Raw genomic sequence first — 11385 nt, forward strand, 5'->3', positions numbered from 1 at the left:
TCGGCAGGGGTGGGGCGGGCGAGCGGTCCGTCCGTCGGCCGCGGACCGCCCGAGCCTATCGATGTTGACAATCATTTTCAATTAATGTGATGCTCTGGGCCTGCCACGACCAGAACGAGGAGGAGCCGCGGGTGCACGAGCACATAGCGGAGGCGGTGAAGACTCCCGATCTCATATCCCTGCAACCGGACTTGGTCTGTCTCCGCTTCGAGACGATGAAGATCTACTCGGCGCTCGGAGCGGTCCGGCACCTTCTGGAGTCGGGCGCCGTCGCCCCCGGTGACACGCTCGTCGACAGCTCCAGCGGGATCTACGCACAGGCCCTGGCGCTCGCCTGCCACCGCTACGGGATGAAGTGCCACATCGTGGGCTCCACGACCGTCGACCGCACCCTCCGCGTCCAGTTGGAGATCCTCGGCGCGACCCTGGAGCAGGTCCGGCCGTCCCAGGACCTGCGCCTGGACCAGGAACTGCGCGTCCGGCGGATCGCGGAGATCCTCGCGGAGAACCCGTCGTACCACTGGATGCGCCAGTACCACGACGGCATCCACTACTACGGCTACCGCGACGTGGCCGCGACGATCGCCCGCGAGATCCCCGACGGGCCGCTGGCCCTGGTGGGCGGGGTGGGCTCGGGCGCCTCGACCGGGGCCGTCGCCACGTATCTGCGCGAGGCGGGCAGGGACGTCTCGCTGGTCGGCGTCCAGCCTTTCGGGAGCGTCACGTTCGGCTCGGAGCACGTGTCCGACCCGGACATGATCATCGCCGGGATCGGCAGCGCGATCGCGTTCGAGAACGTGCGGCACGAGCTGTACGACCGGGTGCACTGGGTGAACTTCGCCTGCGCCATGTCCGGCGCGGTCGAACTCCTGCGGACCAGCGGCATCTTCGCGGGACTCTCCACCGGGGCCGCCTATCTGACGAGTCTCTGGGAGCGCCGCCAGGACGACTCGCGCACCTACGTCTTCATCGCCGCCGACACGGGCCACCGCTATGTGGAGAGCGCCTACGCCCGGCACGCCGAGGCCCAGGACATCGACGCCCTGAAGCCGCACGAGATCACGTCCCTGGACGAGCTCAAACACCCCTGGTCGGTGGCCTCCTGGCCCGAGATCCGGGACCGGGAGCCCGCCGGGACGCGCCCGTGACCGCCCCCACGCACGCCACGACGAGAGAAACCGACATGTCACACGCCACGCCGCGGACCGTCGCGGAACTGACCGACGCCGTACTGTCCGGCGCCTACGGCCCCGACCCCGGGAGCCTGGCCGTCACCAGCGCGTTCTGGCTCTACCACACCACCCGCCTGGCGGGGGGCGAGGTCACGTACCACAACCACTACCTCCTGCTCCGCGTCGGAGGGTCCTTCGGGGCCTGCTCCTTCGAGGCCGGTGAACTCGCCCCCGACTTCTGCGAGAACGCCTCCGGCGAGACGCTGGACACCCTGCTCCGCAACGCGTCGACCCCGGTCCGGATCGCCGCACTCGACGCGTACCTCGCCCAGGTGCTCCCGCACCGGGAGTCGGCGTCCGCCGAGCCGGTCGCGCTGCCCGGCGGAACGCCGGAGGTCCGCGCCCGCGCCCGTGACGCCGCCATCGCCGGGCTGCTCGACATCGCGCCGGGCGCCAAGGTCGCGCTCATCGGCGTCGTCAACCCGCTGGTCGCGGCGATACGCGAGCGGGGCGGCGTCTGCCTGCCCTGCGATCTGAACCTGCGCACCACCCAGTGGGGCGAGCAGGTCGCCGACGACATGACCGAGGTGCTCAAGGAAGCCGATGCCGTGGTGGCCACCGGCATGACGCTCAGCAACGGCACCTTCGACCTCATCCTCGAACACTGCCGGGAGCACGGCGTACCGCTGGTCGTCTACGCGCAGACCGGCAGCGCGGTGGCCCGCGCCTTCCTGTCCGCAGGGGCCGGGGTCACCGCGCTGAACGCCGAGCCCTTCCCCTTCTCGCAGTTCAGCGCCGAAGAGTCGGTCCTGTACCGCTACCGCGCCGGCCGGGAGGGCTCGTGAGCATCGACGCCGCCAAGGGCGCCAAGGGCGCCAAGGGCGCCGAGAACGCCAAGGACGCCAAGGACGCCAAGGACGCCGAGAACGCCAAGGACGCCGAGAACGCCCCGGTGGAGCAGGAGGCCGAGGAGGCGCTTCCGGGCGATCTGCGGATGGCCCGTGCCCTGTGGCCGGTGCTGCTGGCATCCGCGGTCGGCCTGCTGCCGTTCACCGTCTTCAGCACGTATCTGGTGCCGATCGCGCACGACGCCGGCAGCAGCGTCGCCGCGATGGGCGGGCTCCGCGGACTGGGCGGTCTCGCCGCCCTGCTCGTGGGCACCGCGCTCGCGCCGCTCATCGACCGGGTGCCCAGGGAGTGGGCCGCCGCGGGAGGGCTCGTGGCGCTCGGCGCATCGGCCGCCCTGGGCGCGAGCGGGGACTTCGTCCTGCTCGCCGTGTTCTGCCTGCTCGTCGGCGCCAGTACGGCCGTGCTCAACCCCGCCCTCACGGCGGCGGCCGCCGACCGCTTCGGCACCGGCAAGGCGGCGGGCCGTGCGGCGACCCTGGTCACGGCGGTGCAGTCGATGACCGCGATGCTCGCGGCACCGCTCGTGGCGCTGCCCGCGCTGTTCTGGGGCTGGCAGGGCGACCTGGTCGCGGTGGCCGCCCTGTCGGTGCCGCTGGCCGCGGTCCTCCTCGCCCGGCGCGGAGGCACGAAGGCCGGCCGGGCCGCCGGGGAGGAGCAACGCCTCGGCTATCTCGCCTCGTTCAGGGCGCTGGGCGCGCGGCCCGGTGTCGTACCGCTGCTGCTGATCGGCATGGCGCGCACGGCCGTGTTCATGGGCTACCTGGCCTACCTCGCGGCCTTCTACGACGAGCGGTTCCGGCTCGATCCCGGGCTCTTCGCGTTCGTCTGGACGCTGAGCGGCGCGGCGTTCTTCGTCAGCAACCTCCTCACCGGCCGGCTCACCAACGCCGACCGGCCCCGGATCGCCACCGAACGCCTCCTGGTCATCGGCCTGTTCGCCGCGCTCGCCTCGGTCACGGGCTTCTACTTCACGCACTGGCTCCCGCTCGCCCTCGCGCTGACCGCGGTGCATGCCGCCAGTCACGCCGTCGTGGCGGCCTGCGTGGTCAGCCTCCTCGTGAGGCGCTGCGGAACGCTGCGCGGCTCGGCCCTGAGCCTCAACGCCGCCGGCCAGAGCCTCGGCGTCTTCGTCGGCGCGGCGCTCGGCGGCGCCGGCCTCGGCCTGGCCGGCTACCCCGGCGCGGCGCTCGCCTTCGGCGCCCTGGTCGCCGTCGCCCTGGTCGCCGCCTTCCTGGCGGGCCGCTCCGGTACGGCCGGCGAGCACGCCCCGTGATCCCCGCGCCGACCGTCGGCGCCGCCGGAGCCGGCGCCGTACGAGCGACCGACGGAACAGCAGACGGAACAGCAGACGGAACAGCAGACGGAACAGCCGGCACCACCGGCCCCGAGCACGGCGCGACCGGGAAGGACCGGCTCGCCTCCCGGGGGGCCCTGGCGCTGACCTGTGCCCTGCTGCTCGCCGCCCTCCTCGTCTCCGTCGTCGTCGCCATCGGACTGGGCTCCGCCGTGATCACGCCGGGGGAGACCGCCCGCTATCTGTGGGCGGCTCTCAGCGGCGGGCGCATCGACGCGGACGAGATCACGACGTACCAGATCATCTGGCAGATCCGCACGCCACGGGTGCTCCTTGCGGCGCTCGTCGGCGCCGGGCTGAGCGCGGTCGGCGTCGCCATCCAGGCGATGGTCCGCAACGCCCTCGCCGACCCCTTCGTCCTCGGCGTCTCCTCCGGTGCCTCCGTCGGAGCCGTCGGCGTCACGGTCACCGGCGCGCTGGCCGCCCTGGGCATCTACGCGGTCTCCGCGGGCGCCTTCATCGGCGCGCTGGCCGCCTCGTTCCTCGTGTACGCCGCCTCCGCGAGCCGGGGCGGCGGGCTCTCGCCGCTGCGACTCGTCCTGACGGGAGTGGCCATGTCGCTCGGGTTCCAGGCGGTCATGAGCGTGATCATCTACTTCGCGCCGGACAGCGAGGCGACCAGCATGGTCCTGTACTGGACGATGGGCAGCTTCGGCGCCGCGACCTGGGGTGCGCTCCCCGTCGTCTCCGCGGCCGTACTGCTCGGTCTCGCCGTGCTGTACCGGTACGGCAGGGCGCTGGACGTCATGGCGCTCGGCGACGAGACCGCCACGAGCCTGGGCATCAGCCCGGACCGGCACCGCAAGGGCCTGCTCGTCCTCGTCTCGCTCGTCACCGGCGTGATGGTCGCCGTCAGCGGCGCCGTCAGCTTCGTCGGGCTCGTCATGCCCCATGTGGTGCGGATGGCCGTCGGGGCCGGCCACGCCCGGGTGCTCGCCGTGGCCCCGCTCACCGGGGCGGTCTTCATGGTCTGGGTCGACCTCGCGTCGCGGACCCTGGTGGCCCCGCGTGAGCTGCCGCTGGGCGCCATCACCGCACTCGTGGGCGTGCCGGTCTTCATCGTGCTGATGCGCCGCAAGGCCGCTGTGTTCGGGGGGCGTTGAGATGAGACTGGCACTCGACGGACTCTCGGTGGCGACCGACGGCAGGAGCCTCGTCCGCGACCTCTCCCTGGAGGTGGCCGCCGGCCAGGTCGTGGGCCTCGTCGGGCCGAACGGAAGCGGCAAGTCCACTGCCCTGCGCTGCGTCTACCGGGCGCTGCGCCCCAGCTCCGGCACGGTGTGGCTGGGCGAGGACGAGCTCACCCGGCTGCCGCTGCGCCGCAGTGCGCAACTGGTCGCCGCCATGGCCCAGGACGGCTCCGTCGACCTCGACTTCACCGTCGAGGAGGTCGTCGCGCTCGGGCGCGCGCCCCATCTGCGGGGCAACCAGGCGCTCAGCGGCCGCGAACGGGAGCTGTGCGCACGGTCCATGGACCGGCTCGGCATCCGCCACCTCGCGCGGCGCGGGGTCCTCACCCTCTCGGGCGGCGAACGGCAGCGCGTCCTGCTGGCCCGCGCCCTCGTCCAGGAACCCCAGGTCCTGGTGCTCGACGAACCGACCAACCACCTCGACGTACGCCACCAGGTCGAACTGCTCTCCCTCCTGCGCGGCTCGGGTCTCACCGTCCTCGTCGTGCTCCACGACCTCAACCTCGCCGCGGCCGCCTGCGACCGGCTCGGCGTGCTCTCCCAGGGGCGCCTGGTGACCACCGGCACCCCCGAGGAGGTGCTCACGCCCGGACTCGTCGAGGACGTGTTCGGCGTCCGGGCCAGCGTCGTCCGCCACCCGCTCACGGGCGATCCGCAGCTGCTGTACGCGATCGCCCCACCTCTTGACGATCGCCCCACCTCTTGAAGGCACACCACGTGAAAGGCACACCACGCATGTCCACAACCCGCTCCTCCGGCCCGCTGCGGCAGCGCGCCGCCCTGGGCTCCGCCCTCGCCGCCACGCTGCTGCTCAGCGGCTGCGGCGCCGAGGTCGCACCGGACGCCGCGAAGGCGTCCGGGAAGACCACCGTCAAGCGGTGCGGCGAAATGGCCGACTACACGGTCCCCGAGCGCGCAGTCGCCTACGAAGGTGGCAGCGCCGACAAGCTCTTCAGCCTCGGCCTGACCGAGCACGTGCACGGATACGTGATGCCGCCCGCGAACCCGCCGGTGAGCGAGTCCCCCTGGGCGGCCGAGTACGCCAAGGTGAAGATGCTCAGCGACGACCTCCTCAACAAGGAGGTCGTCGTGGAGGCCAAGTCCGACTTCGTGGTCGCGGGCTGGAACTCCGGCTTCAAGGACGAGCGGGGCATCACCCCCGAGATCCTGGACAAGCTCGGCATCCAGAGCTTCATGCACACGGAGAGCTGCTTCAACTACCCCGAGTACCCCGAGAAGGTCACCCCGTTCGAGGCCCTCTACACCGACCTCGACCGGCTCGGCCGGATCTTCAAGGTCGAGAAGAAGGCCACCGAGGTCGTCGACGGCCTGAAGCAGCGCGTCGAGGCCGTCAGGGCGAACGCCCCCGAGGGCGAGCCGGTGCCCGTCTTCCTCTACGACTCGGGCACCGACCAGCCCTTCACCGCCGGCAACCAGGTGCCGCCCAACGACATCATCAGGACCGCGGGCGGCCGGAACGTCTTCGACGGTCTCGACCAGCGCTGGACCCAGGTCAACTGGGAGTCCGTCGCCAAGGCCGAGCCCGAGGTCGTCATCATCCTCGACTACGGCGACCTGCCCGCCGAGAAGAAGATCGACTTCCTGAAGAAGTCCCCCCACACCAGGGAGCTGCCCGCCGTCAGGAAGGGCAACTTCTTCGTCCTCGACTACAACGAGGGGATCAGCGGGCCACGGAACGTCGACGGCCTGGAGAAGTTCGCGGCGTATCTGCGCTCGCTGGACCGCTGAGGGCGCTGAAGAGGCGGCCGGGCCACCAGAACCAGCGGCCGAGGTCCAGGGCGAGGGCGGGCACGAGGACGGTGCGGACCAGGAAGGTGTCGAGCAGGACGCCGATGCCGACGAGCACGCCCATCTGCGCCATGGTCACCAGCGGCAGTCCGGCGAAGACCGCGAAGGTGGCGGCGAGGACGACACCGGCCGAGGTGATGACGCCTCCCGTGCTGGTCAGCCCCTCCAGCACACCGCGGGCGTGGCCCAGCCGGGCCGCCTCTTCGCGTACCCGGTGCATCAGGAAGATGTTGTAGTCGATGCCCAGGGCGACGAGGAAGACGAAGCCCAGCAGGGGGATCGACCAGTCCACGCCCGCGAAGCCGAAGACGTGCTCGAAGAGCAGGTTCGAGGCGCCGAGCGCCGCGAAGAACGAGACGACGACCGTGGCGAGCAGCAGCAGGGGCGCGACCAGGGCGCGCAGCAGCCAGATCAGGACGAGCAGGACGACGGCGAGCACGGCCGGGATCACCGTCGTCAGGTCGCGGTCGGTCGCGCGCTGGGTGTCGAGGGTCTGGGCCGTGGTGCCGCCGACCAGCGCGTCCGCACCGTCGACCCGGTGCACCGCGGTGCGCAGCTCGTCGACGGTGTCCTTGGCCGCCTGGCTGTCCGGGATGTCCTTCAACACCACGGAGAGGGTGGCGAGTTCACCGTCGACGGTGCGCTCGCCGTCCTCGACCCGGGCGACGCCGTGCACCTTTGCCGCCGCGGCCGAGACCTCGGGGACCGCCGCGGCCCTCGTGACGATCTTGGCGGGGTCGGAGGCGCCCGACGGGTAGTGCGCGGAGATCCGCTCCTGGGCGACGACCGACTCCGGCTTCTCCTGGAACATCTCGGACTGCTGCAGACCCATGCCGATCCCGGTGGCGCTGAGCGCGAGGACGCCGGTGACGGCGAGGGACATCATCCAGTACCAGCGGGGGCGGCGGGCGACGGCGGTGCCGATACGGGACCAGACGGTGTCGGCCTTGCGGGCCGGGGTGCCGTACGCCGGTACGAACGGCCAGAAGACCCAGCGGCCCGCGATCACCAGCAGCGCCGGCAGGACGGTGAGCATGGCGAGGAGGCCGCAGAGCACACCCACCGCGCCGACCAGTCCGATGGAGCGCGAGGAGTCGAGGTCGGCGAGGGAGAGGCAGACGAGTCCCGCGGCGATGGTGCCGGCGGAGGCGAGGACCGCCGGACCGGAGCGGCGCAGCGCGAGCTGCATGGCCTCGTGCCGGTCCTCGTGGCGGTGCAGTTCCTCGCGGTAGCGGGCGATGAGCAGGAGCGCGTAGTCCGTGCCGACGCCGAAGACGAGAACCATCAGGATGCCCGAACTCTGCGGATTGACGGGCAGGTCGGCGTACCTGGCCAGCAGATAGGTGCCCACCTGGGTGAGGACCGCGGCGAAGCCGACCGCCAGCAGCGGGAAGAGCCAGAGGACCGGGCTGCGGTAGGTGATCAGCAGCAGGACGGCCACGACGAGTCCGGTGGCGAGCATCAGGGTGGAGTCGAGCGTGTCGAAGACCGCGACCTGGTCGGTGAGCGACCCGGCCGGTCCGCCGACGGCGACGTCCACGCCCGGCGGTGCGCCGGCGGCCGCGGTCGTGCGGAGTTCGTCGATCGTGCCGGTGATGCCGTCCCCCTCGGTGGAGAGCGGGACGACGGTCATCAGGGCCTTGCCGTCCTCGGACGGGATGGGGGGCGCGATCTGCTCGCCCTCCGCCGCGAACTCCGCGAAGGCGGCACGGTCGGCGGCGGCCTTCGCGTCCGCACCCTCACCGGTGTAGACGACGACGGCGGGCATGACCGTGTCCGTACGGAACTTCTCCAGCTCGGTGTTGACCAGCGCCGATTCGGCTCCGCTCGGGAGGAAGGCGTTGGCGCTCGTGTCCTCGACCTCGCCGAGCTTCCCCGCGAGGGGGCCGAGCGCGACGGCGAGGACCAGCCAGGCCACGAGGACGAGGTACTTGGTGCGGCGGCCACCTGGGGCGCCTGCCGCGCGCCTGAACAGCGCGTTCATGAGTAGTCTCCGGGGTGGGGAGTACGGTCGGCCTCGGCCGGCGAAGGGCGTACGGGACCCGCACCACGGCGCTGAGAGGTGTCACGACCTGCCGTGGTGTCCGGGTTGGTGCCGGGAAAAGGTGCTCTCCAGCGCTGGGCCTACGGCCGGGAGTTGCCGCTCCCGGCCGTACGCATCGCGCTGTGCTAGGGGGACACCCCCTAGTCGATGGAGCGCATCATCTTCTCCATCGAGGCGATCGAGGCACGGGCCTGCGTGAGCTCCTCCAGCGTGCGCCGGTGCAGCTCGACGTTGTCCTCCAGCAGCTCGGCGTATTTCGCGGCGAGCTGCCGGTACTGCTCCTCGCGGGCGGCGAGCATCCGGGCCCGCCAGGTCGCCGCGGTCTGCCGGACGACCACGATCAGGAGGGTGAAGACACCGCCGGCACCGACCACTCCCGCCCAGTCCGCTCCGCTCATTTCGCCTTCTCCTTCACGGTCTCTTCCTCTTCGGTGATCGTCCGCGCCGCGGCCGCGACGACGTCGGGGGTGAGCGTGTAGGCGAAGGGTGTGACCTCGAAGTACTTCATGGCCTTGCCGTCCTCCGCCAGCTCCAGTGAACCGGTGACGAGTCCGGCGGCTTCGAGTCGCTGGAGGTGCATGTGGAGCAGCGGACGGCCGATCCCCAGCTCGCGGGCGAGCCGGCTGACGTAGTCCCGGCCTCCCGAGACGAGAGCCGCCACGATCCGCAGCCGGTGCGGGTTGCCGAGCGCCGCGAACACCTTCAGCAGCTCGTCCCCGGTCGGTTGCGGGTCCGGGACCTGAGTCATCGCGACACCCTTCGTACCTACCTGTCAGTCAAGGCTGACAGTACCTCCGAGACCTGTCAAAGAAGACTGACACATCTCAGGGATACCTAAGGGGTGCCCCCGTGGATCTCGGGGTCGCGTCAGGGGTGCGCCGCCCGCGGGAAGGTGCCGAGGTCAGCAGGTGGCGCAGCAGCCCTTGCCCCGCCAGGCGTCGCGGCCCTCCTTCACGGCGATGGCGGCGATGGCGAGGGCGGCGACCGGGTCGGCCCAGGACCAGCCGAGGGTGGCGTTGAGCGCCAGGCCGACGAGGAGCACGGCGGACAGGTACGTGCACAGCAGCGTCTGCCGGGAGTCCGCGACCGCGCTGGCGGAGCCGAGTTCGCGTCCGGCGCGGCGCTGGGCGGCGGACAGGACCGGCATCACCGCCAGGGAGAGTGCGGCGAGCACGATGCCGGGGACGGAGGACGCGGCCTCACCGGTGCCGGTCAGGGCGCGCAGGGCGTCGACGGTGACGTACGCGGCGAGGGCGAAGAACGAGAGCGCGATGATGCGCAGGGCCGTCTTCTCGCGTGCCTCGCGCAGGGCGTGGTCGCGGGCGGAGAACTGCCAGGCGACCGCGGCGGCGGAGGAGACCTCGATGACGGAGTCCAGGCCGAAGCCGATCAGCGCGGTGGAGGAGGCGAGCGTGCCCGCGGTGAGGGCCACGACCGCCTCGACGGCGTTGTACGCGATGGTCGCGGCGACCAGGAGCCGGATGCGCCGGGCGAGCGCGTCGCGCCGCGCCGGGGACGGGCCCAGGGATGCCGTGGCCATCAGCAGCATCCCTTGTCGGCGGCGTCGGGGCAGGTGCGGTCGGTCTCGACGGCCAGTACGGCGGTGCGTAGATCGTCCAGGGCGTGGCCGAGGCGTTCGTCGGCCAGCTCGTAGCGGGTGCGTCGGCCGTCGGGCACGGTGACCACGAGGCCGCAGTCGCGCAGGCAGGCGAGATGGTTCGACAGTCGGGTGCGCGAGATGCCGAGGGCGTCGGCGAGGTCGGCGGGATAGGCGGGGGCCTCGCGCAGGGCGAGCAGGAGCCGGCAGCGGATCGGGTCGGCGAGCGCGCGGCCGAACCGGGCCAGCACCTCGATGTCGGAGGCAACGGTCAGCATGGCAATGACAGTACATGGATTTCTGAATTCAGAAAACCTTGAACTGTCGGAGCCGGGTGAGTGGGCAGGCGGTGGGGCCGCACGCATCGGCGCACGGCCCCGCCGTCCCCGTCCCGTCCCGTCCCGTCCCGTCCCCGTCCCGTCCCGTCCCGTCCCCGTCCCGTCCCCGTCCCGTCCCGTCCCCGTCCCGTCCCGTCCCGTCCCGTCCCCGTCCCGTCCCGTCCCCGTCCCGTCCCGTCCCGTCCCGTCCCGGCCCGGCCCGTCCCGGCCCGTCCCGGCCCGTCCCGGCCCGTCCCGGCCCCGCGGCTCAGGCGGCGGGCCCGAACTCCGCGCCCAGTTCGCGGAACACGGCCCCGTTGAAGGCGAAGGCGCGGTTGCACTCCTCGACGATGCGCGCCTTCTCCAGGCCGTCCGCCGCGACGGCGTCCAGCAGCGCGCGGTACTCCCGCTTGAACGCCGCCGGATTGGCGACGTCCTCGAAGACGTAGAACCGCACCCCGTCGCCCTTGCGCGCGAAGCCCCACGCCCGCTCCGCCGCGTCCCGGATGATCTGACCGCCCGACAGGTCGCCCAGGTAGCGGGTGTAGTGGTGGGCGACGTATCCCGCCGGCCAGGTCCTGGCGCACTCCTCGATCCGCGCCGTGTAGGCCAGCGTCGCCGGAAGCGCGCCGACCGACCCGCGCCAGCCGGCGCCCCGCAGGTGGGCGAGGTCGCGCTCGATCTCCGCCACCCGGAACAGCTCGGGCCGGACGAACGGGCCCGCCACCGGGTCGCCGGCCAGCGTGTGTGCCGATTCCTCCAGCGCCCGGTAGACGAACCACAGTTGCTCCGTGTAGCGCGCGTACGCCTCCCGGCCGAGCCGGCCGCCGAGCAGGTCGCTCATGAACCCCGAGTTCTCCGCCTCGGTGTGCTGGTCGTGCGAGGCGGCGCGGATCTGCACCGAGAACGGTGTCGCGCCCACGGGGTCGGCGGGGGCGGCAGGGGCTTTCACAGGGGCCTCCAGGGGACGAGAAGGAATTTGCCGACATGTTG

The 11385-nt window shown here is 72.0% G+C and carries 12 protein-coding genes; 6 read left to right on the top strand and 6 right to left on the bottom strand.

Features of this window, described 5'->3' with window-relative positions; translation table 11 throughout:
• The first annotated feature begins 89 nt into the window (after window positions 1-89).
• From KK483_RS18850 to KK483_RS18875, 6 genes are all read left to right on the top strand, one after another.
• Window positions 90-1148 carry a pyridoxal-phosphate dependent enzyme gene (locus KK483_RS18850; RefSeq protein ID WP_262006377.1) on the top strand — a complete coding sequence of 353 codons (1059 nt, stop codon included), beginning with the start codon at window positions 90-92 and terminating at the stop codon, window positions 1146-1148.
• A gap of 35 nt (window positions 1149-1183) precedes the next feature.
• On the top strand, window positions 1184-2017 hold the full coding sequence (locus tag KK483_RS18855) for a Rossmann-like domain-containing protein (RefSeq protein WP_262006378.1): 834 nt from the start codon (window positions 1184-1186) through the stop codon (window positions 2015-2017).
• On the top strand, window positions 2014-3354 hold the full coding sequence (locus KK483_RS18860) for an MFS transporter (protein WP_262006379.1): 1341 nt from the start codon (window positions 2014-2016) through the stop codon (window positions 3352-3354). The genes KK483_RS18855 and KK483_RS18860 overlap by 4 nt, the downstream gene beginning before the upstream one ends.
• Before the next feature lie 164 nt (window positions 3355-3518).
• Window positions 3519-4538, top strand: a complete 1020-nt coding sequence (locus KK483_RS18865; protein ID WP_262009594.1) for an iron ABC transporter permease — start codon at window positions 3519-3521, stop codon at window positions 4536-4538.
• Window position 4539: 1 nt separating this feature from the next.
• Entirely contained in the window at window positions 4540-5331 is a 792-nt protein-coding gene (locus tag KK483_RS18870; RefSeq protein WP_262006380.1) for an ABC transporter ATP-binding protein, read from the top strand.
• A 29-nt stretch (window positions 5332-5360) separates the two neighbouring features.
• On the top strand, window positions 5361-6374 hold the full coding sequence (locus KK483_RS18875) for an ABC transporter substrate-binding protein (protein WP_262006381.1): 1014 nt from the start codon (window positions 5361-5363) through the stop codon (window positions 6372-6374).
• On the opposite strand, the gene KK483_RS18880 is transcribed toward KK483_RS18875, so the two are convergent.
• The 6 genes from KK483_RS18880 to KK483_RS18905 form a co-directional block, all read right to left on the bottom strand.
• Window positions 6307-8418 carry an MMPL family transporter gene (locus KK483_RS18880; RefSeq protein WP_262006382.1) on the bottom strand — a complete coding sequence of 704 codons (2112 nt, stop codon included), beginning with the start codon at window positions 8416-8418 and terminating at the stop codon, window positions 6307-6309. The genes KK483_RS18875 and KK483_RS18880 overlap by 68 nt on opposite strands.
• A gap of 200 nt (window positions 8419-8618) precedes the next feature.
• Complete coding sequence (locus tag KK483_RS18885) at window positions 8619-8876, bottom strand: hypothetical protein (RefSeq protein WP_262006383.1); 258 nt, start codon at window positions 8874-8876, stop codon at window positions 8619-8621.
• A complete protein-coding gene (locus KK483_RS18890; protein ID WP_262006384.1) occupies window positions 8873-9226 on the bottom strand; it encodes a winged helix-turn-helix domain-containing protein in 354 nt (117 codons plus the stop codon). The genes KK483_RS18885 and KK483_RS18890 overlap by 4 nt, the downstream gene beginning before the upstream one ends.
• Before the next feature lie 153 nt (window positions 9227-9379).
• Window positions 9380-10027: a cation transporter gene (locus KK483_RS18895; protein ID WP_262006385.1), complete on the bottom strand. Its 648-nt coding sequence runs from the start codon at window positions 10025-10027 to the stop codon at window positions 9380-9382.
• Window positions 10018-10353: a helix-turn-helix transcriptional regulator gene (locus KK483_RS18900; protein ID WP_262006386.1), complete on the bottom strand. Its 336-nt coding sequence runs from the start codon at window positions 10351-10353 to the stop codon at window positions 10018-10020. The genes KK483_RS18895 and KK483_RS18900 overlap by 10 nt, the downstream gene beginning before the upstream one ends.
• Window positions 10354-10660: 307 nt before the next feature.
• Window positions 10661-11344 carry a heme oxygenase (biliverdin-producing) gene (locus KK483_RS18905; protein ID WP_262006387.1) on the bottom strand — a complete coding sequence of 228 codons (684 nt, stop codon included), beginning with the start codon at window positions 11342-11344 and terminating at the stop codon, window positions 10661-10663.
• Between the last annotated feature and the right edge of the window lie 41 nt (window positions 11345-11385).

The sequence above is a fragment of the Streptomyces sp. FIT100 genome, assembly GCF_024584805.1.
Lineage (GTDB): Bacteria > Actinomycetota > Actinomycetes > Streptomycetales > Streptomycetaceae > Streptomyces.